This is a genomic window from Plantactinospora mayteni, from assembly GCF_016862935.1.
In the GTDB taxonomy this organism is placed as follows: Bacteria; Actinomycetota; Actinomycetes; order Mycobacteriales; family Micromonosporaceae; genus Plantactinospora; species Plantactinospora mayteni.
Genome location: NZ_BONX01000045.1, coordinates 71,196 through 94,826 on the forward strand (window position 1 = coordinate 71,196; position 23,631 = coordinate 94,826).

General features: G+C 72.1%; 19 protein-coding genes and 1 riboswitch. Of the genes, 12 read left to right on the top strand and 7 right to left on the bottom strand.

Features of this window, described 5'->3' with window-relative positions; translation table 11 throughout:
* Positions 1-105: 105 nt before the first annotated feature.
* The 8 genes from Pma05_RS30055 to Pma05_RS30090 all read left to right on the top strand — a co-directional run bounded on the left by Pma05_RS30055 (position 106) and on the right by Pma05_RS30090 (position 9,986).
* On the top strand, positions 106-1,293 hold the full coding sequence (locus Pma05_RS30055; protein WP_203860860.1) for a sensor histidine kinase: 1,188 nt from the start codon (positions 106-108) through the stop codon (positions 1,291-1,293).
* On the top strand, positions 1,278-1,916 hold the full coding sequence (locus Pma05_RS30060; RefSeq protein WP_203860861.1) for a LuxR C-terminal-related transcriptional regulator: 639 nt from the start codon (positions 1,278-1,280) through the stop codon (positions 1,914-1,916). Before Pma05_RS30055 ends, Pma05_RS30060 begins: the two co-directional genes overlap by 16 nt.
* A gap of 108 nt (positions 1,917-2,024) precedes the next feature.
* A complete protein-coding gene (locus tag Pma05_RS30065; protein ID WP_203860862.1) occupies positions 2,025-4,163 on the top strand; it encodes a hypothetical protein in 2,139 nt (712 codons plus the stop codon).
* Positions 4,164-4,195: 32 nt separating this feature from the next.
* Positions 4,196-4,978, top strand: coding sequence for an FHA domain-containing protein (locus Pma05_RS30070; RefSeq protein WP_203860863.1), 783 nt, complete (start codon positions 4,196-4,198; stop codon positions 4,976-4,978).
* Positions 4,975-6,021, top strand: a complete 1,047-nt coding sequence (locus Pma05_RS30075) for a serine/threonine-protein kinase (RefSeq protein ID WP_203860864.1) — start codon at positions 4,975-4,977, stop codon at positions 6,019-6,021. Before Pma05_RS30070 ends, Pma05_RS30075 begins: the two co-directional genes overlap by 4 nt.
* A complete protein-coding gene (locus tag Pma05_RS30080) occupies positions 6,018-6,590 on the top strand; it encodes a hypothetical protein (protein ID WP_203860865.1) in 573 nt (190 codons plus the stop codon). The genes Pma05_RS30075 and Pma05_RS30080 overlap by 4 nt, the downstream gene beginning before the upstream one ends.
* Positions 6,583-9,069, top strand: a complete 2,487-nt coding sequence (locus Pma05_RS30085; protein ID WP_203860866.1) for an Hsp70 family protein — start codon at positions 6,583-6,585, stop codon at positions 9,067-9,069. The genes Pma05_RS30080 and Pma05_RS30085 overlap by 8 nt, the downstream gene beginning before the upstream one ends.
* Complete coding sequence (locus Pma05_RS30090; protein WP_203860867.1) at positions 9,066-9,986, top strand: hypothetical protein; 921 nt, start codon at positions 9,066-9,068, stop codon at positions 9,984-9,986. Before Pma05_RS30085 ends, Pma05_RS30090 begins: the two co-directional genes overlap by 4 nt.
* 20 nt (positions 9,987-10,006) lie before the next feature.
* On the opposite strand, the gene Pma05_RS30095 is transcribed toward Pma05_RS30090, so the two are convergent.
* The 5 genes from Pma05_RS30095 to Pma05_RS30115 all read right to left on the bottom strand — a co-directional run bounded on the left by Pma05_RS30095 (position 10,007) and on the right by Pma05_RS30115 (position 17,497).
* Positions 10,007-10,780, bottom strand: coding sequence for an ABC transporter ATP-binding protein (locus tag Pma05_RS30095; RefSeq protein ID WP_203860868.1), 774 nt, complete (start codon positions 10,778-10,780; stop codon positions 10,007-10,009).
* On the bottom strand, positions 10,777-11,730 hold the full coding sequence (locus Pma05_RS30100) for an ABC transporter permease (protein WP_203860869.1): 954 nt from the start codon (positions 11,728-11,730) through the stop codon (positions 10,777-10,779). Before Pma05_RS30100 ends, Pma05_RS30095 begins: the two co-directional genes overlap by 4 nt.
* On the bottom strand, positions 11,730-12,737 hold the full coding sequence (locus tag Pma05_RS30105; protein WP_203860870.1) for an ABC transporter substrate-binding protein: 1,008 nt from the start codon (positions 12,735-12,737) through the stop codon (positions 11,730-11,732). Before Pma05_RS30105 ends, Pma05_RS30100 begins: the two co-directional genes overlap by 1 nt.
* Before the next feature lie 20 nt (positions 12,738-12,757).
* Positions 12,758-13,930, bottom strand: a complete 1,173-nt coding sequence (locus Pma05_RS30110) for an agmatinase family protein (protein WP_203860871.1) — start codon at positions 13,928-13,930, stop codon at positions 12,758-12,760.
* Between the two features lie 49 nt (positions 13,931-13,979).
* Positions 13,980-14,097, bottom strand: a riboswitch (guanidine-I (ykkC/yxkD leader).
* A gap of 295 nt (positions 14,098-14,392) precedes the next feature.
* Positions 14,393-17,497, bottom strand: a complete 3,105-nt coding sequence (locus Pma05_RS30115; RefSeq protein WP_239313361.1) for a BTAD domain-containing putative transcriptional regulator — start codon at positions 17,495-17,497, stop codon at positions 14,393-14,395.
* 528 nt (positions 17,498-18,025) lie between these two features.
* On the opposite strand from Pma05_RS30115, the gene Pma05_RS30120 reads away from it, so the two are divergent.
* The 3 genes from Pma05_RS30120 (at position 18,026) to Pma05_RS30130 (ending at position 20,140) form a co-directional block, all read left to right on the top strand.
* Positions 18,026-18,481, top strand: a complete 456-nt coding sequence (locus Pma05_RS30120) for a helix-turn-helix domain-containing protein (RefSeq protein WP_239313364.1) — start codon at positions 18,026-18,028, stop codon at positions 18,479-18,481.
* A complete protein-coding gene (locus Pma05_RS30125; RefSeq protein WP_203860872.1) occupies positions 18,474-18,866 on the top strand; it encodes a DUF4180 domain-containing protein in 393 nt (130 codons plus the stop codon). Before Pma05_RS30120 ends, Pma05_RS30125 begins: the two co-directional genes overlap by 8 nt.
* A gap of 254 nt (positions 18,867-19,120) precedes the next feature.
* Positions 19,121-20,140 carry a nucleotidyl transferase AbiEii/AbiGii toxin family protein gene (locus tag Pma05_RS30130; RefSeq protein ID WP_203860873.1) on the top strand — a complete coding sequence of 340 codons (1,020 nt, stop codon included), beginning with the start codon at positions 19,121-19,123 and terminating at the stop codon, positions 20,138-20,140.
* Between the two features lie 55 nt (positions 20,141-20,195).
* Here Pma05_RS30130 and nhaA read toward each other — a convergent pair whose 3' ends face one another.
* The gene (gene nhaA, locus Pma05_RS30135; protein WP_203860974.1) at positions 20,196-21,509 is read right to left on the bottom strand and encodes a Na+/H+ antiporter NhaA; all 1,314 of its coding nucleotides are present in this window, start codon (positions 21,507-21,509) and stop codon (positions 20,196-20,198) included.
* A gap of 249 nt (positions 21,510-21,758) precedes the next feature.
* Between nhaA and Pma05_RS30140 the strand changes: the two genes are divergently transcribed.
* Positions 21,759-22,199, top strand: a complete 441-nt coding sequence (locus Pma05_RS30140) for a hypothetical protein (RefSeq protein ID WP_203860874.1) — start codon at positions 21,759-21,761, stop codon at positions 22,197-22,199.
* 261 nt (positions 22,200-22,460) lie between these two features.
* Here Pma05_RS30140 and Pma05_RS30145 read toward each other — a convergent pair whose 3' ends face one another.
* The gene (locus tag Pma05_RS30145) at positions 22,461-23,432 is read right to left on the bottom strand and encodes a sugar phosphate isomerase/epimerase family protein (protein WP_203860875.1); all 972 of its coding nucleotides are present in this window, start codon (positions 23,430-23,432) and stop codon (positions 22,461-22,463) included.
* Positions 23,433-23,631: the final 199 nt, after the last annotated feature.

Below are 23,631 nucleotides of genomic sequence, written 5' to 3' on the forward strand. Positions count from 1 at the left end.
CGCCCATCGGCGAGGTCGGCTTGGCGACCCGCGGCGCGCCTTGACCATGGGGGTCCGCCGCAGGGCGGACTTCCGCATACTCCCGGAGTTTGAAATCTTTGGGGCGTGTCGGCGGTTAACGGGCGAGAACGAGCTGAACGCGTACTGGTCCGCGGGTTCGGGGCGGTCCGCCTCGCGCAGTACGCCGCGGCCGGGGTGGCCGCCGTCTCCACCGACCGGTCGGCATACCTGCGACCGGGCGTCGTGTTCGGCCTCTACGCCGTCGCCGCCGCGTGGTCGGTCGTGCTCTACGGCGGCGCCCTGCGCGGGCGGCGCATCACCTGGGTCGCCGTCCTCGCCGACGTCCTGCTCATCGGGGTCGCGCTCGTCGTGATCGGCCGGCTGACCGCGCCCGGCCACGCGATCGGGTGGGCGAACTGGACCGTCGCGCCGGCCAACGCGGCCGGCGTGCTCGCCGCCGTGTTCGGCCCGCGCTGGCTGGCCGCACCGTCGATCCTGCTGCTCTCCGGCTGCTACCTCGCCGGGGTGTGGCCGGATCTCGCCGCCGACTCCTCGCTGCTCGCCTCCGTGACCGGAAACATCGGCTCGCTGGTCCTGTTCACCGTCGCCGCCGGGCTCGCCGCGACCTGGGTGCGCTCGTCGGCGCACGCCGCGGACGAGGCCCACGCGTCCGCCCTGGCGGCCCAGCGCCAGGCCGCCGACGCAGCCGCCCGAATGGCGTCGGTGGAGGCCCGGGACTGGGAACGGCGGCGGCAGTACCGGAACCTGCACGACACGGTGCTCTCCACGCTGACCGTGGGCGCCATGGGGCAGATCGACCTCAACACCGAGCAGTTCCGCAGCCAGTGCGAGCGCGACGCGCGATACCTTCGCTCCCTGATCACCGGGTCGGACGACGCGGTGTCGACGGACCTCAGCACCGGGCTCGGGCGCGTCGTGCGCGACCTGGCCGCTCTCGGGCTGCGGATCGACCACAACTCGGCGGAACTGCCGGCCGGCGTGCCCGGCCACGTCACCGAGGCGCTGCTGGGCGCGACCCGGGAGGCGCTCAACAACGCCCGCAAACACGCGGGCACCGGACAGGCATGGCTGACGACCCGTGGCGACGGCTCCGGCGGGGTCCGGGTCACTGTCGTCGACCGGGGCGCCGGCTTCGTGCCCTCGGCCACCCGCAGCGGGTACGGGCTGCTGGGCTCGATCCGGCACCGCGTGGTCGAGGCCGGCGGCCAGTGCGACATCACCAGTACGCCCGGCGAGGGCACCACCGTGGAGATCACATGGAAACCGTCATAACCATCGGCGCGATCGACGACGAGAAGATGCTGCTCCAGTCGTTCGCGAACTGGTTCGGCAGTACGCCCGACATCCGGCTGACGGCGATGGCCGTGTCGGTGGACGAGTACCTTGCCGGACCCGACGCGCCGGCGATCGTGCTGCTCGACCTCGACCTGGGCAACTTCACCGACCCGGCGCACAACGTCGCGCAACTGACCGCCACCGGCCGCCAGGTGATCGTCATCTCGGTGGTGAAGGACCGCCGCTGGGTGGTCTCCGCGACCGAGGCCGGCGCGGTGGCGTACATCCCCAAGGAACGCGATCTCCACGATCTGGCGGACGCGATCCGGGCCGTGCACCGTGGGGAGACGCCGACGTCGCCGGAGCACGCGTTTCTGCTGAGCGACGACGACCGGCGCGGTCCGGCGCTGTCGCCCCGGGAGCGGCAGATCCTGCTGGGGGTGGCGGAGGGCATGACGCACGCCGCCATCGCGCGACGGCTCGGCATCGAGAAGAGCACGGTGAAGACCCACCTGGAGCGGGTCCGGCAGAAGTACCGGGACCACGGGCGGCCCATCACCAGCCCGGGTGACTACCTGAAACGGGTGGGCGAGGACCCGATCCGCGGTGAGCTGCCCTAGGTCGTACATCTGGTTTCCAACTGTCTGCTGTGGTGTGCGGCGCGCGGCGTGACGATCCTGAGAGTCGAGTCGATCTGAGTCCTGAGTATGTCGTCCTGGGGAGCTCTAGTGAGTGAGGTGGCAGTCGCCAGCCTGCGGGAGCTGGCCGGGCCGGACCTGTACCGGCGCAACGCCTTCCGGGTCACCGGCCTGCCGGTGGACGTGGACCGGCGTACCGCGCGAGCGCGGCAGCAGCAGTTGACGGCGGCGTTGCGGGTCGGCGCGGACGTGGACTGGCAGGGTTCCTCGGCGACCGCCGAGGATGTGCGCGCCGCCTTCGACGGGGTGTTGGGCGATCCGCGCCGCCGGCTGGTGCACGAGGTGTTCGCCGTGTGGGGCACGCCGGACGGCTGCGAATGCCCGGCGGGGGTCCACCACGACCACGACGCCGCGGTACGGGCACACGCCGCGGCGCTCGACGCCGAGCCGGCCGACCTGCTGGCCGCGACCATCTCCGGCGCGCTGCCCGGCCAGTGGACGGCGGCGGCGACGGCCTGGACGAAGACGCTGCGCTCGGCATCGTTCTGGCGACACCTGCACCACCGGGTGCAGCGGCTCGACGACAAGCAGCTCGACGCGTCCACCGTCGACGCGCTGCGCGCGGAACTGCCGGTGGCGTTGGTACGCCCGCTGCTGCGGTTGGCGGCGTCGGCGGCCTATCCGGCTCCGCTGCGGAAGAACCTGGCCGAGTGGCCGGTGCCGGCCCGGGAACGCGACCGGTTGATCGAGGAAGCCGCCGAGCCGCTCTACACGGAGCTGGAGTCCACGGTCCGCGACCTGCACACCCGGCTGGACTCCGGCGACGCCGACGAGATCGTGGCCGAGATGCGCGCGCGGGTGCTGCCGACGCTGGCCCGGCTGGAGGGGTTGGCGCCGCGCGACCAGCACCGCCGCACGGACGCCGTCCGCGACAAGGTCGCGGTACTGCTCAACAACTGCGCACTGGCCCGGAACCGGGCGACCGGGCAGTACGAGGGCACGGTCAGGGGCTGGCTGGCGGAGGCGGAGAAGCTCGCCACCGACCCGGAGACCCAGCGCCGGGTCCGGGAAAACCTGCGGGGCTTCGACGAGGCGGAAAGGGCGCTCGACCAGTTCCGGTTCACGGTCGACGAGATCCGGCGAACCCGTGGGCGGTACGAGGCCGCGAGGTTCCTGCGCGGCATCCTCTCCCAGGTCACCGACGAGGCGCTGGTGGCGGCGATCCGCGAGATGCTCTCCGATCTGGGCGCGGGCGCACCGACCTCGTACGGCAAACCCAGCCGGCCGGTCCGGTTGCGCCCGCCAATCAGACGGGCGGATTGGGGGGATCAAGTCAGGCGGGGCCTCAGGACGCTGAGTGGCCTCGTCGCCTGCGCGGTCGTGGTCGTGGCGCTCGTGCTGATAGTCAAGGCGGTGACCGACGCGGACAAGAGCGGGGTCGATATCCACCCGGCCGACTACAGCGGCGTTCCACAGGGGATCATCTGCGTCCGGGACGCGGAAGACTGGCGCGACGGCGATTCGACAGTGGCGGCCGTGCCCTGCGTGCAGGGCCATACCGGTGAGGTGATCGCCTATGTGGGGCTGGGAGAAACGATCGCCTCCTGGCCCGACGCGGACTACGACTACCTGGCCGGACTCGCGCGCTTCAGCTGCGGTGAGCAGGCAATCCGCTTCGGACTGGCGCCGGACCTGTACACGACCGAGGTGATCCTCCCCGCCCCCGACGTCGTCCGCTCGGACTCGGCGGCCAACTACGCGACGTGCCTGGTGCTGCGGGCCGACGGCGAGCGCTGGTCGTTCCTGGCCGCCTCGCGACAGACCGGCGCCCTGCTCGCCGTGCTGCGGCCGGTGACGTCCCGCGAGGGCCGGGACCACAACGCGCCGGCCGGATACTGCGTGGAACTCAAGCAGGAGCACGACGGCGCGGACAACGTCTGGCCCATCGTGCGCTGCGACAACCCGCACTGGGCCGAGATCCTCGGCTACCAGATGCTGAGCTGGCCGCCGCCCGGGGCGCGGCTCACCGAGGAGGCGACCCGGTCACGGCTGCTGGCGGAAGCGCGCCGGGCGTGCGGAGAGTTGGCGACCCAGCTACGGGTGCCCAGCACGTTCGCGGTCTCGGCGATCCTGTCGGAGTGGTGGAGCGAGCAGAGCCAGGAGCGGATGTACGCGGCCTGCGTGGCACATCGCAAGGACCACCAGCCCTTCGACGGACGGGCACGGTAGGCCGGGACATGATGCCGCAGAAGGAGTCGACGGTGGGCGAGGCGACGCGCACGGGCGGGAGCGTGACGTTGCGCATCACCTCGCCGGAGGGAAGGGTCCGGGGCGTCGAGCTGACCGACGGGCCCATCACGATCGGGCGTACCGCGCCGGACCACGCGCCGGACGTGGCGCTGGAGCCGGATCCGCAGCGCTGGGTCGGCCGGCTGCACTGCACATTGGACCTCAGCGACGGCGGCTGGACGGTCACCGACAACGCGAGCGTCAACGGCACGCTGCTGCGCTCCCTGGACGGGCGCACCGATCGCCTGGTGGGCAGCCGACGACTGCGGCACGGTGACGCACTGCTGATCCTCGGCGACATGTCCCCGGACGGCGAGCCGCTGTACTGGGAGCTGACGCTGCTCGACCCGCACACCACCCAGGCCGCGCCGTTCGAGTCGCCCTCGGCGGCACCGAGGCGCGGACCGTGCCTGCGGTACGACTGGGTGGCCGCGCGGGCGTACCGCAGCGACGAGGACGGCGAATCCCCGGTCAGCGGGCTGCGACCGCAGGGGCACCAGCTACTGCGGTACATGGTGGGGCGAAGCAGCGCTGGCGCGGCCGTCGCGTGTGGACACGAGGAGCTCGTCACCGCGCTCTGGGGTCCACGGGAGGAGTGGCCACCCGGCCGCGCCTACAACCGTGCCGACCTGGCCGGCGTCGTACGCGCGGTGCGCCGCGCCATCGAGGCGGACCCGTCCGCTCCGGGCATCCTGGAGACCATCACCGGCATCGGCTACCGGCTCAACGTCACCGATCCGGGGGAAGGCTCGTGAGTCTGCTGGAGAGCGGCGACCGGGTCACCGAGACGCTGGTGGTGGACCGGTTGCTCGGGGAGGGCGCCTTCGCCGAGGTGCACCGGGTACGCCACGAGTACCTCGGCTGGCAGGCCATGAAGGTCTTCAAGCGGGTCGCCTCGCTCGACGAGACCCGCACCCTGCTGGAGGAGGCGCGGCTGCTGTCCACACTGGGCCACCCGAACATCGTCCGGGTCTTCGACGCCGGCACCGTACGCACGCCGCAGGGCGTCCGTGGATTCTTCACGATGGAATACGTGGCCGGGGGCAGCCTGGAACGGCTGATCCGGGCACACGCGCCCACGTTGCCGGTGGCGCTGGCGGTCGAGGCGGCCGAGCAGATCGCCGCCGGCCTGACCGCCGCGCACGAGCAGGACCCGCCGATCCTGCACCGCGACCTCACCCTGGCGAACATCCTCGTCGGATACGACGGCAGCGGTCTGCGGATCCGGATCAGCGACTTCGGGCTCGCCAAGCGCGCCGACCCGTTCACGATGCTGGCCAGCGCCCAGGGCACGTTCGCCTTCATGGCACCGGAGGTACTGCGCCGGGAGGGATACTCGCGGGCCAGCGACGTGTGGTCGGTGGGCACCATCGTCTACCTGCTGCTGACCAACCGACTCCCCTACGACGACGGTCGGCCGCTCTCGTCGTACTCGCCGGGTCGGTTCGCGCGGGCGCCGCTGCCGCCGAGCCGGTACCACCCGGAGGTGGACCCGGAGCTGGACCGGATCCTGCTGTCCACGTTGGAGGTCGACCCGGCCGACCGACTGGCCTCGGCCGGTGTGCTGGCCGCCGCACTGCGCGACCGGCGCCTCGGCGGTGCCCCCGCTCGCAGCCAGGGCGAGCCGGCCCAGGCTCGGGCCGTACGGCTTGCCACCGAGGCGCTGGCCCTGGCCCGGCACGCCGGCCAGCTCGACCGAGCGACGAGCCTGATGGCGGAGGCGCTGGACCTGTCGCCGGACCTGCGCGCCCGCTACCTGCCCAAGCTGACCCTGTGGCGACGAGGGGTGACGATGTGAGACGCATTGCCCGACTGCGCGAGGAGCTTCGCCAGCGCCGGCATCATCGCGAGTTCCGGATCCGGCCTCCGATGTGGACGGAGGCACAACGGGCCCGCCTGGAGGATCTGCTGACGGCGGTCCGGGACGCGGGACCCGCCGCGCAAGAGATGCCGCAGGAGACACCGCCCGAGACGCCGCAGGAGACGCCGCCCGAGACACCTCCCGAGGCGCCGGACGAAGCGGCACTCGCGACGGCCGTCACGAACCTGTGGCGGGCCCAGCGAAAGCTCGCCACGGCCGGCGACCGGCCCTCGCCCCGGGACCGCCAGGCCAGCCGGTATCTGCGCACGTCCACCGAGGCGCTGGCCGACGCCGGCCTGGTCGTCCAGGACCACGACGGCGACGACTTCAACGCGGGGCGGGAACTCGAAGTCCTGGTCTACCAGGAGAACCCCGCCCTGACCGCCGAGACAGTCATCGAGACCGTCCGGCCGTCGGTCTACCTGCACGGCCGACTCGTCCAGATGGGGCAGGTCATCGTCGGCACCCCAATCCAGCCCGTTGACGGAGGAAACGAGCATGCGTGACACCATCGACTTCGGCATCGACCTCGGCACCACCAACAGCGCGATCGCGGTGGTGGAGGAGGACGGCGGCGTCGCCGTCATCAAGAACAACGACGGCTGGGACATCACGCCGTCGGCGGTGTGGATCCCGAAGCCCGGTGTCGTCCACATCGGACGGCGGGCGCGCGAGCGGGTGCACAGCGACCCGAAGAACGCGGCCGCCGAGTTCAAGCTGGAGATGGGACTGGCGGACGCCAGCAAGCGGTTCGCCAAGGCCGGCACCACGCTGACGCCGCCGCAGCTCTCCGCCGAGGTGCTCAAGTCGCTGCGGGCGGACGCCGCGCACCACACCGGCAGCCCACCGGAGGCGGCGGTCATCACCGTGCCGGCCGCGTTCGCGCTCAACCAGAACAAGGCCACCCTGGAGGCGGCCACCCTGGCCGGGCTCAGCGCCGCGTGCCCGCTCGTGCAGGAGCCCACGGCGGCGGCCTTCGCGTACGGGTTCCACGACGCCGACGACCGGGCGTACTGGATGGTGTTCGACTTCGGCGGCGGCACGTTCGACGCGGCCGTGGTGAGCAAGCGCGACGGCGATCTCCGGGTGCTGAACCACGCCGGCGACCCGAACCTGGGCGGCAAACTCATCGACTGGGCGGTGGTGGAGCGGATCCTGGCCCCCGCCGCCGCGTCCGCGCTCGGCCTCGCCGACTTCCACCGCGACAACCCGGTCTGGGAGGGAAACCTCGCCAAACTAAAGGGCGCCGCCGAAGAGGGCAAGATCCAACTCTCTCGCCGGGACGCGATCGAACTGACGGTGGAACTGACCGTCGGCGGCGGTGACACGGAGACGTTCGAGTACACGCTCCGGCGGGACGAGCTCGACCGGGTCGCCGAGCCGTTCTACGTGCGGGCGATGAACCTGTGCCGCAACGCGCTCACCGAAGGCGGTCTGCGCCCGGACGACATCGACCGGCTACTGCTCGTCGGCGGCACCACCCTCGCACCCGGGCTGCGGGAGCGCCTCGCCGACAGCCGCGACGGCCTCGGCATCGTCCTCGACACCACCCTCGATCCGACCACTGTGGTCGCCCGTGGTGCCGCCATCTTCGCCAGCACCGTCCGGCGCCCGGACCCGACGTCGTTCCAACCGGCGGCCGGCGAGTTCGCACTCCAACTCGCGTACGAGCCGAGCGTCACGACCACCACCCCCGTGGTGGCGGGCAAGGTGCACGCCGCCGCACCGGTGGACTGGACCGGGTACGGCGTGACGCTCAGCAACCCGGACGGGCAGCCGCCGTTCCGCACCGGCCGGGTCGCGCTGAACGCCGAGGGCGCCTTCCTGACCGAGGTCGCGATCGATCCACGCCGGACGTCGCGGTTCGCGGTGGAACTCACGGACGGGTCCGGTGCGCCACAGAAGATCTCGCCCGACTCGCTCTCCATCACGCACCGGGAGGTCGAGTTCGGTGGTCCCCAGTTGACCCACTCGCTCGGCATCCAGCTCGCCGACCGCGCGTTCGCGCCGCTGCTGCGCAAGGGCGCGACCCTGCCGACCGAGGCCCGCAAGGTGTTCCGCACCGCGGCGGCGCTGCGCCGCTCGGATGCCGAGGCCGTGGTCCGGATCCCGGTGGTGCAGGGCGAACGGGACCGCGCTGACCGCAACCGCCCGGTCGGCATGCTGGAGATCCGCCCGCTCGACGTGCGGATCGACCTGCCCGCCGGAACCGAGGTCGAGGTGACGTTCGAGGTGGACGTCTCCAGCCTCGTCACCGTGGTCGCCGACGTGCCGCTGATCCAGGCCCAGTTCGAGGCGGAGATCAACCTCGACGAGGTCCGCACGCCGCGGGCGGAGGACCTGGCGACCGCGCTCGCCGAGGCCGAGCAGCGGGTGGCCGCGCTGCGCGAGTCGCACGAGTCGGACGTACCGGAGGTACGCGACCGGTTGCGGCGGCTCGACGACGAAGGCACCCTGACCACCGCACGTGCGCAGGTCCGGGCCGCCGGCGTGGACGCGGGCGAGGCCGTCGCGGCCGAAGCCCGGCTGCGCGAGGTAGGTGCGGAGCTCGACGACATCGAGGAGGCGGCCGACCAACCGGCGCTGGTACGGGAACTGCGTGACCTGCTCGCTGACGCCGGCCGCCTGGTATCCGAGGTGGGGCACCCCGTCGACCGGACGGCGCTCGCCGAACTCGAGCAGCGCGCGAACGAGGCGATCGAAAGCGGCAGCTCGGCGCGGATCAAGGCGGAGACCGAGCGGGTCACCGAGTTCGTCGTCGAACTCGAACGGCGCCAGCCGGGCTGGTCGGTACGCCTGTTCTACGCGCTCTGCGAGCAACAGGGCCGGATGCAGCCGGCCGACGAGGCCCGGAGGCTCATCCGGGAGGGCAAGGAGGCGCTGGCCGCCGGCGACGAACGCGCGCTCGACTCGGTCAACTCCCGGCTCGTCCGGCTGCTGCCGCGCGAGGAACAGTCGAAGATCATCGGGCTGGTCGGCCGGTGACCGCGCCAGCCCTGAGCACCGACCTGGCGGTGAGCCGGGCCACGGCCGCCGCCCGGCGCGGCGACCTGGACGGCGCCGCCCAGGCACTGGTCGGGGTGGAGAGCGAGGAGCCGGCCACCCTCGACCTGCTCGCCCGGATCCGGGCCCAGCAAGGGCGCTGGCGGGAGGCGGACGAGTGCTGGGCGGCGGTCCAGGTGATCGACCCGGGCCACGAGGGCGCCGCTGCGGGCCGGCGGGCGGTCGCCGCCGTCCTCGCCGGTGATCGCCGGCCGCGCCCGGTCGCGCCACCGGTACGCCTCGCGGCGGCCGGAGCCGTGGTGGCGGTCGCGGTCGCCGGCGGTACCGTGATCGTGCTCTCGTCGTTGCCACCCTCGACGACCGCGAGGCCCACCGCGTCGGTGGCCAGCTCGACGCCGGACACCGCGGCCCTCGACGCGGAGCGGCGCCGGGCCGCGGAGCTGGCGGGTCGGCTCGAACAGATGGAGGCGGCCGAGGTGGCGGCAGCCCAGGCGCTGGCCGCCCGGCTCGACGCCATCGCCCGCGGCGTCACCCTGCCCGGCGTCGTGGTGAAGCGCCGGCCGGACGCGGTGGAGATCTACTTCCGGAAGGGCCTGTTCAGCAGCGACGCCTGGCTGACCGCGAACGGCGCCGACATGCTCGCCGCCGTCGGCCGCCGGCTGCCCGACCTCGAGGTGGCGGTCACCGTGGTCGGGCACAGCGTGCCGGTGCCGGGCGGACGCACCAGCGGCGGCTCGGGTACGGCGTTGACCCGGGCCCGGGTCGCGGCACGGGAGCTGGCGAACGCCGGGGACCTGCCGCTGACCGCGTTCACCCTGCGCTCCGCCGACCAGTCCGAGGGCCCGTTCCGCGAACCCGCCCGCAACCGCACCGCGAGCCTCGTCCTCACCCCCGCATGACCAGCCGAGCTTTCTCCTCTTCAGGTAGCGTGGTGGAACGTCCGGACCAGGTCCTCGACCCGGGCCCGCAGCGCCAGGAACTCCGGTGTCCGCTTGAGGTCGAGATCCCGTTCCTCCGGCAGTTCCAGCGTGATGTCGGCGGCGACCCGGCCCGGGTCGCTGGCCAGCACCACCACCCGCTGCCCGAGGAAGACCGCCTCCTCCACGTCGTGCGTGACCATCAGCACGGTGGTGCCGGTGTCCCGCCAGACCCGCCGGATGAAGAGCTGCATGTCCTCCTTGGTCTGCACGTCCAGCGCGCCGAACGGCTCGTCGAGCAGCAGCACGTCCGGCTCGCAGGCCAGCGCCCGGGCGATGGCCACCCGCTGCCGCTGCCCGCCGGAGAGCTGCTTCGGCAGCGCCGAGCGGAGTGCGGTCAGCCCGGTCTCCGCCAGATACCAGCCGACCCGGCGGGCCCGCTCCGCCCGGTCGATCCGGAGCAGTTCCAGGCCGAACGCGACGTTGCGCTCGACCGTCCGCCACGGATAGACCGCGCCGCCCTGCGACACCAGTCCCCGGTCCGGGCCGGGTCCGCGCACCGGGTTGCCGTCCAGCAGGATCTCCCCGGTGGACGGCCGGTCGAGGCCGGCGACCAGGGAGAGCAGGGTGGACTTGCCGGAGCCGCTGGCGCCGACGACGCAGACGAAGGACGTACGGGCGATCCGCAGGTCGACGTCGGCCAGCGCGGGGACGTCCCGGCCGTCGCGCCGGAACATCCGGCTGACGCCGACGAGTTCGAGCAGCCCGGTGGTCACGGCACCCACCGCCCGAGCCGGTCCCGGGTGATCCGGAGTACGATGTCGGCGGTCACCCCGATCAGCCCGATCACCACCAGGATCGCGAATATCTTGTCGGTCTGGGTGAACCGCTGGGCGAGCAGGATCCGCTTACCCAGCCCCTCCTGGCTGTTCACCAGCTCGGCGACCACCACCAGTCCCCAGGCGGCGGCGAAGTTCACCCGTACCGCGTCGACGATTCCGGGCAGCGCGTACGGCAGGATCACCTTGCGCAGCACCTCACCGCCCCGGGCACCGAGCGTGTACGAGACGTTGACCAGGTCGATCGGCACCTGCCGGACCGCGTCGGCGACCATCAGCATGTTGAAGAAGACGGTACCGACGAAGATCAGTGCGATCTTCGGTGCCTCGCCGATGCCGAGCCAGATCAGCAGCAGTGGGGTGAACGCGGCTGCCGGTAGGTAGCGCAGCAGCCCGCTGACCGGCTCCAGCGCGGACCGGGCCGCCGCGAAGCTGCCCATCGCCACTCCGAGCGGTACCGCCACGGCGACGCCGAGGCCGTACCCGTAGAGGATCCGCCGGACGGTGGCCCAGGCGTCGGTGAACAGCTCCCCGCTGCCGGCCATCTCGACCCCGGCCGCCCAGACCGCTCCGGGCGGCGGCAGGAACCGGGGGTCGACCGCCCCGGTCGCGCCGAGCAGCAGCCAGGTCAGCAGCGGCAGCGCGACCGAGCTGAGCACCAGGACGGTACGGGTCCGGCCGCGCAGCGGCGTACGCAACGCCAGCACCGTACCCGGCGGCCGGGCCGGACGGCGCCGGGGCAGCGCGCCGAAGAGTTGCCGGGCGGTCGGCGGGCGCTGTGCCGTCGTCCGCTCCGGGGCGTCGGAGCCGACCCCGGGCACATCGGAGCCGACCTCGGGTGCGTCGGTGCTGACCGCTGGGGCGTCGGAGCTGACCAGGCGCTCCATCAGGTCACCGCGTGCACGAACTTCGGTTCGAGCAACCCGTCCAGCGACGGCTTGCCCGGAGCCAGCTCGGTACGGACCAGGAACTCGGCGATCTGGTCCGCCTGGAAGTCCAGGTGGGTCGGGTCCCCGCCCGGGGTGAACGCGGCGATGTTCTGTTCCCGGGTGAAGATCGTGGTGCCGGCGTCGTACGTCCGGTAGTCGGCCTCGCTCACCCCGCCCCGACGAGCCATGATCGCCACCGCCTCGGCCCCGTTCGCCGCGATCCACTCCAGGGTGTCGAACCAGGTCTGCACCACCTTCTGCACCTGCTCCGGATGCTCCCGGAGGTAGCCGCTGTCGAAGGCGAGGTGGTCCGGGATCGCCCCGGGGAAGTCCTTCGAGGTGGCGACGGCCCGGCTGCCCGCCCGGCCCAGCGCGGTGGTGGTGAACGGCGCGAACGCCCCGACCGCGTCGACCTGGCCGGCCACGAACGCCGCCGCCGCGGCGTCGGTCAGCAGCGGGGTCAGGGTGATGTCCTTTTCGGACAGCCCGGCCTTCTCCAGCGCGAGGAGCAGCAGGTAGTGGTCGACGGTGCCCTGCTCCACCGCGACCTTCTTGCCGCGCAGCGCGGCGACGTCGGCGATGCCGGGCGCCGCGATGATCTGGTCGTTGCCGGTCGAGTTGTCGTTGACCAGTACGACGGTCTGCTTCGCGCCACCGCTGACCGAGGTTAGGGTGTCGTTCAGGGTCTGGCTGTTGGCGTCGAGGTTGCCGGTGCTCAGCGCCTGGAGGCTGTCGGTGTAGCTGTCGAACCAGGTCAGCTCGACCTCGACGCCGTTCGCCGCGAACAGCCCCTTTTCCTGGGCGACCTGCCAGGGGAACCAGCCCGGCCAGGCGCTGAAGCCGAGCCGTACCGTCGTCGAGCCGGCGGCTTCGGAGTCGCCGCCGTCGCCGCAGCCGGCCACGGCGCCGAGCAGGGCTGCGCAGGCCGCCACCGCCAACAGTCGGGTCAGCGGGCGTCTTCTCATGGCTCTCCCCCAGCGGCTTCTCATGACTTCCTCCCAGGGAGGTGACCGGCGCGCACGAGGCAGCCGAGGGTGTCGCAGATGACCCGGGTGGCGATGAGCGAGGTGATCTCCGCGTTGTCGTACGGCGGGGAGCACTCGACCACCTCGATGCCGGCGAGTGGCCGCTCGGCGACGAGTTGGATGAACTTGAGTACCTCGCGCGGCAGGAAGCCGCCCGGCTCGGGCCAGCCGGTACCGGGGACGAACGCGGCGTCGAGGCAGTCGACGTCGAAGGAGAGCCAGACCGCCTCGGCGCCGTCCCAGGCGACGTCGAGGGCCTTCTCGGCGGCGGCCTCGATGCCCATCTCGACGCAGTCGGTAACGGTCATGATGGTGGTGCCGCGCTCCCGGCCGACCTTCACGCCGGGCCGGGGCGCCTGCCAGCCGCCGATGCCGATCTGCACCAGGTTCTTCGGCGGCACGTTAGGAATGTCCGTGGCGTGGAACCACGGGGTGGTGTGCATCCGCTCGTCGAGATCGGTCTCCTGGGTGTCGACGTGCCGGTCGAAGTGGATGATGCCCAGGTTGCCGTCCAGGTGCTCGGCGACGCCGCGTACGGTGGGGTAGCCGATCGAGTGGTCGCCGCCGAGCACCACCGGAAAGGCGCCCGAGGCGTAGACGTGGCCGACCGCCTTGGAGATCTGGTCGAAGGTCTTCTCGATGTTGCCCGGGATGGTGAAGACGTCACCGAGGTCGGCGATCGTGATCGACTCCCGCAGGTCGACGCCGAGTTCGAAGCTGTACGGCCCGTACAGCGCGGAGATCTTCCGGATGCCCTGCGGCCCGAACCGGGTCCCCGACCGGTACGTCGTACCGCCGTCGAACGGGGCGCCGAGCACGGCCACGTCGTACTCGCCGCAGGTGGTGACGTCCTCGACGTACGGCGCCTTCAGGAAGGTGTTGATGCCGGCGAAGTGCGGCAGTTCGCCACGGGAGAAGGTCGGGATCCGGCGGTCCACGATGGAGTCGGCACCGGGCAGCCCGAGCCGCAGGCCGCGCTCGATCTCGGCCTCCCAGCGGGTGGTCGGCAGTTCCGCCTCCCGCCGCACCGCGTAGCGGGCCTCCGGACCGTAGTTGTCGTGCGACAGCGGGTCGGGCTCGCCGGGTTGGTCGTCCGCGCGGCCGTGCGGGTGGTGGTCGTGTGCGAAACCCATGGGCACCTCCGGGAAAGGTCGCCCGGCCGGGAACAGCCGGGTGGTGGCTGTCTCCCGGGCTTTTGTCCCGCCGTGGAACGACGCCGACCGCGCCGCCGGCCCCGCCTGCGCCTCTCGGACCAGTCCCGCCCCGTGGCAGGGGCGACGGAACCCTAGGCGCGCCTCAGTGGATGAGTCGCATCGAAACGTAAGGGCCGCGGGTTTCGTGCGTTTTGCCCGCCCGTTGCCGGCAGGTATCGGCCGCGATCGACATCCGCCATCGGCTGCATCGACTTACGCCGCCCATCCAGCAACGTGGTGATCCCGGCCGACACTCCACCGTCCATGGGGCAACGTGCGGGCGCGAAGATCACCGAGGTGGCCGGCTCGCACCTCTCCATGGTGTCGCATCCTCAGGCGACGATCGACGCGATCCTGGCCGCTGCCGCACGTCGGCGGCTGACTTCCGCGTCCAGCGCGCGATCAGACGTCCGGCGATTCCTGGTCGATTTCGGCCAGGAACCGCTCGGAGCGGCGCGCGAAGAGGTAGGCCCCGCGTTCGTCCGATCGGGCGCGGGCTGCTTCGGCGGCGGCTCGCACGACGTCGACGGGTTCGCCGCGGGCGTGCAGCAGGCGCGCGCGCAGCAACAGCAGGAGCCCTTCGGCGTAACGTTGGCCGTAGGTCGTGAGGGCCTGGTCCGCTCGGTCGAGGGCGGTTGCGGCCGCGTCGGGCATGTCGGCGGCCAGCCACATCTCGGCGATCAGTCCGTAGTGGTATGCGATGCCCCATCGCGGCGGGTCGAGGAGGGTCGCGGCCAGGAGTTGTTCGGCCTCTGCCGCCTTGCCGGCCGGGTCGTCGCCGGTGACCGCACAGGCCCAGTGCCAGTCCAGCAAGATGTAGTGCTCCTGCGCGACGCCGGAGCGGTCGGCGCCGGCCGCGATCCACCGCTCGGCCGCCCACATCACCCATCGCGCGTCACCGGCCATCGAGGCCGCCATGGTGTGGTAATAGGCCCAGGCCGACATCGCAAACAGGTCTTCGTCGGCTAGGTACGCCTTGTCGATCGCGGACCGTGCCGTCTCGACATCGCCGTGCAACGCGGTGATCACGGCCAGCCAACCGATCCGTTCATTCGGCACCTTCCACGGTCCGAGGTCGCCGGCACCATGGTGCGGGCTGGTGTGGCCTTGCGCGCTGAAGAAGAAGCGGTACGCCTCGCCGATGTTGCCGATGTCCCACTGGTACAGGCCCCAGGCATGCCGACCGTACGCTTGGATGATCGGGTCGGCGGACGCCTGTCCTCGCTCGTACACTCGGCGAGCCCACCTCCCACGGTCCTTCTCAATCGAGGTGTAGGCCCCGACCAGCCGAACGAACAGAAAGCGGACGGCCTCCGTCTCGCGGCCGAGCATGCGGGCCAGGTACTCGGCCCGCTCCAGCAGGTCGAACGTCGAACCGCCGTATCCCGCGTGCCTGCTGGCAACAAGGGTGAGCAGTGACAGCACCGACAGCTCCAGGTCCCGCAGGCCGGCCGTGCGCGCGATCTGGGCAGCCGATTCCAGGTGCCGACCGGCGGCCGCGAACGCGAGCTTGGCCGCCGCACGGCGCCCAGCCCGGGCCAGTGCCGTCGCGGTGCGAGCCGGGTCGGCGAGCGGGCCGGCGGCCCACAGGTGGTACGCGAGGCGTTCGGCGACAGACTCGTCGTCCACATGGGTGCGTTCGAGGGCGTCGGCAACGCGCAGATGCAGCCGGACGGCCTGCTGCCGCGTCGTGGTCTCGGTGACCGACTCGCGGACCAGGTCGTGCGCGAACCGTAGCGAGTGCGGGCTTTCCGGCTTGGTTTCCAGCAGACCGAGCGCCTGCAGCGGTTCGAGGCGTTCGAGGCAGTCCGCGACGTCGACGCCGCCTGCGGCGGCGAGCAGGGCGAGGTCCACGTCGCGGCCGATGAGCGCGGCGACACGCAGCAGCTCGCGAGCACTGTCGTCGAGACCGGCCATCCGGTCGCGGACAACGTCTCGTACGGTGGCCGGTACCCCGGCCGGCACTGCTGCCTCGCCATCCCGCAGCGAGCCGCCGTCGCTCAGGAGCCGGGACAGCTCCCGGACGAAGAACGGATTGCCGGCCGTACGGGTATGGATGCCGCGGGCGACATCAGCGCCCGGGTCCTGGCCGATTTCGCGGCGGATGAGCTCGGTCACCTCAGTCAAACCGAGCGGGTCGAGCCGGATCCTGCGGTGATCCGGCAGCCGACTGGCCGCGGCCAGGACCCGCGACAAGTCAGAGCCGGGTACGGGTGCGCGATCACGGAGCGCGCCGATGATCACCGTGCCGGCGGGTAGCCGGGCCGCGAGGTGGCCGAACAGCTGGAGCGAGGCAGTGTCAGCCCATTGGAGATCATCGAGGATCAGCAGCGTGGGCCGTTGCGCCGAGGCCTGCCCGACTACGGTGACGACCTGTTCGAGCAGGCGGAACTGGGCGCCGCTGTCAGGAACCGTTGGCGCGGCCGCGCTGTCGTTTCGCGGTTCGAGGAGGCCGCCGAGATCACTGGCGAGCCATTTCTCCCGCAACGGCGCCGGCAGGCTGTCGAGGATCGGACGGAGCGCCTGCTCCCACAGCCACATCGACGGTGTTCCATCACCATCCAAGCAGGAACCCCAGACCACGAACGGGCCGAGCTGGCTCGCCTCGGCGGCGGTCTCCTGCAGCAGGCGGGTCTTTCCCACGCCCGGTTCGCCTTCGACGATGGCGAGCGCCGAGCGGCCGGTGAGTGCCATCTCGACGGCTTGCCGCAGGACGGCGAGCTCCTCGGCCCGGCCGACCAGCCCGGCCGCTCGCGCCGACGCGCCGTCACCCCCGACGTCCGCACCCGTCACGACCGGCGATGTCGGAGGCTGCGTCAGTACCCGCAGATATGCGGCCTGCAGCGCCGGGCCGGGCTCGACACCGAGCTCGTCGGCAAGGCAGGCGCTGACCGTGCGGAACGCCGACAGTGCCTCCGCACGGCGTCCCGCGGCCCCGAGGATGGCAATGAGGGTGGCCTGCACCGGTTCATCGAACGGCGCCATCGATGCGGCCAGCCGCACCGCCGGCAGCACAGGCACCGGCCGGCGCAGCGACATCGCCAGTTCGGCCGCTGCGGCGCACGCGGCGTGGAACTCGTCGTCGAGGGCCGCGAAGATCGGCAACGCGGTCGGCCCATGCGTGAATCCGTCGCCCGCACGGCCCTGCCACAGGCCGAGCGCTTCGACGTAGCGATCAAGCGCCGTTTCGTGACGATGCTCTGCGAGGGCCTCTTTCGCGGTCTCGACGAGCTCCCGGAAGGCGACCAGGTCCAACATGCCGGAAGGCGCCGTGAACAGGTAGGTGTTGCCGCGGCGGTGCAGGTATGAGCCGGTTCCACGGGAGGGGATCGCGGGTTCGAGCAGCCGCCGCAACGCGCCGACGTACTTGTGGATGATGTTGAGCGCGCTGCTGGGAGCGCCGTCGCCCCAGATCAGATCGATCAACTCGCTCGCGCTGATCGGCCTGCCCACCCGAGCCAGCAGCAAGGCCAGCAGATACGCCTGCTGCCGGGGACCGGTGTCCAACTCGACACCGTCCCGCCACACCCGTAACGGGCCGAGGACGTGCAGGCGCAAACCAACGCCACCGACCGGCCGCCCCTCGTCGTCAGGCTGGACCGGATGAACTGGCAAGGCCACGCCAACCCCCGGGAAAATGACAGATCGTCCGCTGACCAGCCGTCGAACGCGGAGTTGCAGCGCGCACGAAGCCTACCGGTCCAAACCCTGCCCAGAAACCCACCAAACGTCGGTCCGACCAGGCACGCACCCCATCCGACCAGGCACGCACCCCATCCGGCCACCACCGTCGCCGGGTCGCCCAGGCCGGTGGCCTGGGCGACTCGGGGGTGGGGCGTGGCGGAGCAGGGTGAGCGAGCCAAGGCCGCACGCGGCCCACCTCGCCGCCGACTTCGATACAGGCCCTGGTCCGACTCGCCCGGTCCGGCAGGCCCTGGTCCGACAGCAGCACAGGGGGGTGCGGCACCCGTCGCAGCAGGTGACGTCGGCAACGAACTTCCCTATCACTCCCTATTCGGAGTAGGTTAGGGGCTGATGAGTAACGCAATGTACTCCGTCGAGCAGGTGGCTGACCGGCTCGGCCTGCACGTCCGGACCGTGCGCGGCTACATCCGCTCGGGCCGGCTCCGGGCGGTACGCATCGGCAAGCAGTACCGGATCGCCCGGGCCGACCTCGACGCGCTGACCGGCGGGGCGGGCCCGGCCCGGCCCGGCAGCCCCGCCTCGGTGGAGGTATCGAGCATCGTGCAGGTCGACGGCATCGACCGGTCCGGGGCCGACCGGCTCGGCACCCTCCTGCTGGCCGGGGCGAACACCAACCACGACCCCGGGCGACCGCTGCGGGTGCAGACCGTGCACGACGAGGAACGAGGCCGCATGAAGATCGTGATACTCGGTGACGCCGCCGCCACCGCCGAACTGCTGCACCTGCTCGACGCCGTGCTACACGGCGACAACGGCCTGCTCGGCGGGGAGGTGGCGGATGCCTGACGAGATCCAGGACCGGGCCGGGGTGCCGGTGCTGGTCTGCGACCCGGCCGGCCCGCCGATCGCCACCGAACAGGACGCGCTGGACCTGATCGGCGCATCGTTCCTCGGCGCCACCGTGGTGGCGGTGCCGGCGAGCCGGCTGGACGCGAGCTTCTTCACCCTCGGCACCCGCTTCGCCGGCGAGGTCATGCAGAAGTTCGTCAACTACCGGCTGCGGCTGGCGGTGGTCGGCGACATCTCCGCGCACCTCGCGACCAGTTCGGCGCTGCGGGCGCTGGTCGAGGAGTCGAACCGGGCCGACCACGTCTGGTTCGTACCGGATCTCGATGCCCTCGACGACCGGCTCCGCGCCCTGACCGATCGGCCGGGTCGCCGTCCGGCCTGACCGGGCCCGCCGCGCCCCGCCGGACGTAACCCCGACGGGCCGGCGGATCTCGTGGCGGTCCGCCGGCACCGCCACCGCACCGCCGGCCACCGCACCGCCGTCGAACCGGCGACCACCGCACAAGGTATAGCTGTCGGCGCCCCTGACCGACCTCGGCAACCCGAAGATCGTGCTGTGCTGCCTGGCCGCCCGCAACCGCGGCTACCGTCCGGGGCGGGACGTGCCCGTCGTACCGGCCCGGTAGCCTGCCCGGCGTGGACAGCCCAGCGGGGGCCGGCCCCGGGCTGACCGACGAACGGGCGGCCCGGCGTGCCGTGCTCGACCACATACTCGCGCTGGTCGCGGCGGCATCCTGCGGCGACGTCCTGGTGCTGCGCGGCAGCATGACCATGCGGTCCTGGGTCGGTGACCGGGCGCGCGAGCCCGGCGACCTCGACTGGGTGGTCCGGCCGGGCGTGGCTGTCCCCCTCGACGACCTGCACCCGCACCCCTACGTCGACCGCCTCGGCCCGGTCCGGCTCTGGCCCGAGGCGGTGCACGGGGTGCCCCGGGACGAGCCGTGGATGTTCGAGAACTTCGACACCGGCGGGTTGCCGGCACGGCTGCCCCCGGAAGGGCTGCACTGGGTCGAGGCCGCCGAGACCGCGCTACTGCCGAGCCCGCACCAGGACGTCGTCGAACTGCTGCGCCGGCATCCCACGGCCGCCGGTGACCTCCACGTCGACCCGGACGCGATCACCGAGGACAACACCTGGGGCTACTCATACGACTCGGGATACCGCGAGGTCGCCGAGGAGGGTGGCGGCGGATGCCGGCTCGTCGTCCCCTGGCGGGTCGGCGACGCGCTCGCCGGCACGGTCCAGCTCGATTTCGCGTACGACGAATGGCTGCCCGAGCCGCCCCGACTGCTCGCGGTGCCCCGGCAGGACGAGACCGACCCGCCGACGGTGGTCTGGGCGGCGACGCCGGAACTCTCACTGGCCTGGAAACTCCAGTGGCTCTGCACCGACCAGGCGACCGACGGGCTGTCGGCCGGAAAGGACCTCTACGACGCGGTGCTGCTCGCCGAACTGCCCGACGTACGCCTGTCGGCCCGGCTGCTCCGTACGCTGCTGCGCCGGATCCCCGACCCGGATCTGCTGCGACCGGCGGCGGTCCGGGGCTGGACAGTCGACTGGTCGGCCCTGCCCAGCGGGCATCCACCGGCCGGTGCCGATCCGGCGCCCTGGCGCGACCGGCTGGCCGTCGCGCTGGCCCCGGACCTGCCGCCGTAGTCAGTGGCGACTGGTCGCGTACGTGCCCCGGCGCGGCTCGGCTGGGCAGCGCGGGTCATCCCCGGGTGCTCCGATCCCCTTCCTGGTAGACGTCCGGCACCCCGTCGGCATCGCTGTCGCGCTCCTCGACGGTGCAGAGACCCTGGTAGTGCCGGTTACGGGCGCGCAGTACGACCGCCGCCAGCAGTGCCGAGAGCAGCGAGCCGAGCAGTACGCCGATCTTGGTATGGTCGTCGCGTTCGCTGCCGGCGCCGAACGCCAGCTCACCGATCAGCAGTGACACGGTGAAGCCGATCCCGGCGAGCAGCGCCAGCCCGAACACGTCCCACCAGCCGAGCCCTTCGGCGAGTCGGGCCCGGGTGAACCGCTGCACCAGCCAGGTCGCGCCGAAGACCCCGACGGCCTTGCCCACGACCAGCCCGACCACCACGCCGATGGCGGCCGAGTCGGCGAGCGACGCGCCCAGGCCGCCCGCGCCGACCACCGAGACCCCGGCGGCGAAGAACGCGAAGATCGGCACCGCGACCCCGGCGGACAGCGGCCGGAACCGGTGCTCGAAGTGCTCGGCGAGCCCTGGACCGGGCCCGGGCTTGCGCCGCGACACCGGCACGGTGAACGCGAGCGCCACCCCGGCGACCGTGGCGTGCACCCCGGAGGCGTGCACCAGTGCCCAGGTCACCGCGGCCAGCGGCAGCAGCAGCCACCAGGATCGCACCCGCCGCTGGACCAGCACGCCGAAGAGCGCCAGTGGCACCAGCGCCAGCAGCAGCCAGCCGAAGTGCAGCGCGCTGGTGTAGAACACCGCGATGATCACGATTGCCAGCAGGTCGTCGACGACCGCGAGGGTCAGCAGGAACGTCCGCATCGCCGCCGGCAGGTGCGTGTTGATCACCCCGAGTACGGCGAGGGCGAACGCGATGTCGGTGGCGGTCGGGATCGCCCAACCGGCCAGCGCCCCGTCCCCGGTCCGGAGGTTGACCGCCGTGTAGATCAGGGCCGGCACCGTCATGCCGCCGAGGGCGGCGGCGACCGGCAGCATCGCCCGGCGCGGTTCCCGCAGGTCCCCGGCGACGAACTCGCGTTTCAGCTCCAGCCCGGCGACGAAGAAGAAGATCGCCAGCAGGCCGTCGGCCGCCCAGGTCGCCAGGGACAGGTCCAGATGCAGGGCCGCCGGGCCGATCTCGACGTCGCCGAGCGACCGGTACGCCTCGGACCACGGCGAGTTCGCCCAGGCCAGCGCGAGTATGGCAGCGACCAGCAGCAACACCCCACCGACGGTCTCGGCACGCAGGATGTCGCCGACCCGGCGGACCTCGGGCCAGCTACCTCGGGCGAACAGGCTCGGCATGCGGCTGCCGGGGGTGGCCATCACGGTGCCTCCGGTGGGGTCGACGAATGAACCGCCGACCAGACTTCCCGGCACACCGGCTCCCACCCTACCGAACCCGCGATCACCTCCCCAGACGACAACCCCGGGGCCGTTCCGTCGGGACCGGGGTGCCGCCATCGTGCCGGCGGCGCCGGGCGTGCGACCCGGGCAGGAAACGACCGAGCGACCGTTACCCGAACATCTCTCGCGGTTGCCGTAGACCCGACGTCATTGGCTAAAGTCGGACCCATGCTGTCTGGGATGCGCTCGCTCGCGGCGGGCACGGTCCTGTTGACCGCCCTGGTTGCCGGCTGCGACGACGGCGGCGCCGCACCGGGCACCGACTCGCCCGCTCCGGCGCCCGCCACGGGCAATCCGGGCCTCGACCCGACCTCGACGGCACCGGAGCGGCAGCCACACAGCCTGGTCCTGACGGCGACCGGTGACGCCCGGATCGATTCGTTCAGCTACGTACTCGACGGCCGGGCGACCCATGGTGAGTCGGTACGGCTGCCGTGGCGCCAGGCCGTGGAGGTGCCGGCCGACGGCGAGCGTCACGAATGGAGCCTGACCGTGAAATACCAGGACGGTGAGGTGGAACTCGTCGCGGTCCTCAATGGTCAGCGGCTGACCACCGGTCGCGGCAGCGGTTCGGGCACCGTCAGCGTCAACGGCTCCGTCGAGGGCTGATCCCGGCCGCGTCCGGGCCAGTCCGGTCCGCCGGGCGGGGGTGTCGCGGGTTCGGGGCGGCGCCGTGCCGCCACAAGCCGGTCGCCGACGGCCGGTGTGCCGCCCCGGCGAGGCGGCCGGCGGCACGTCGGGTCGGACGGGCCGACCGGCGACGACACGCGGTGGTGGTGATCGGCGCCGGCCACGCTGACGGCGCCGACCACCACCTCACTCAGCGCCGTCCGGTGTACGCGGCGGCCCCGGCGGCGTCCGCCGCCCCGCTCACCGCTCCCTCCGCAGCTCACGCATGCGCCGGTAGCTGCGTTCGGCCGCGCCGAGCGAGCCGGGCGGATTCGGCTGTACGTTCGGCGCGGTGTCCTGCTCCCAGAGGTACCCGTGCCGCCCGTGCCCGCGTAGCGCCCCGAAGAACTCGGCGAACGGGATCTCGCCGAGCCCGAACTCCACGTCCGCGTACGAGTTGCCCTGCTGCGGGTCCGGCAGCGGCACCCCGTCCTTTACGTGGAAGAGCGGATAGCGGTGCGGGTGGGCGTTCACGTAGTCGACCGGCCGGAACCCGGGATACTTCCGCGCCCCGCCGTACGCCCACAGGATGTCCATCTCCAGCGCCACCACCCGCGGGTCGGTGTGCTCGAGGAAGACGTCGTAGAGGCGTACCGCCGGTTGGTCGGTGGCGAAGCTGAACTCGATGGTGTGGTTGTGCTGGTACATGGTGATGCCGCAGCGGGCCGCTCGCTCGCCCCAGCCGTTGAACTCCTCGGCCGCCGCCTTGTAGCCGTCGACGGTGCGGTCCTCGGTCGGCGCCTGTGCGGTGCCGAGGTAGCGCATGCCGAGGGTACGGGCGATGTCCAGCTCCTGGTCGAGGTTGTTCCGGAAGTCGCCCAGCCCCCGGTGGCTGCCGGAGGCGCGCAACCCGTTGCGGTCGAGTAGCCGCCGGATCTGCCCGGGGGTGATGGCGCCGACGCTGCCCTGGGTGTAGCCGGCGAACTCGACCTCGCGGTAGCCGATCCGGGACAGTTCCTCGAAGACCCGGGCGAAGCCGTACTCGGCGATCTTGTCGCGCACGCTGTAGAGCTGGATGCCGGTCCGTTCCTTCGGGATGAGTCGACCGCCGCCACCCCTTCCGTCGGCGGCGGCGAGCGCCGGCGCCTCGGTCAGTGTCGCGGCACCGACCGCGACCGTGGTGCCGGCAATCCCGCGCAGGAACGCGCGGCGGTCGATGCTGTGCTTACCCATGATTCCGATCCCTCCTCAACAGCGAGGCCCTCCCCAGCAGCAGGCCATCCTCAACAGCGGGCCCACCTTCGGCAGCAGGCCGGTCTCGACAGCGGGCGCGGGACGCGGCGTCGTTGCGACTCGCCCGAAGTGGTCTCTTGGCAACTTTTGGCCGCCGAACCGAAAGTTAGGGCCAAGCTATCGAAACTTTTCAAAGCTG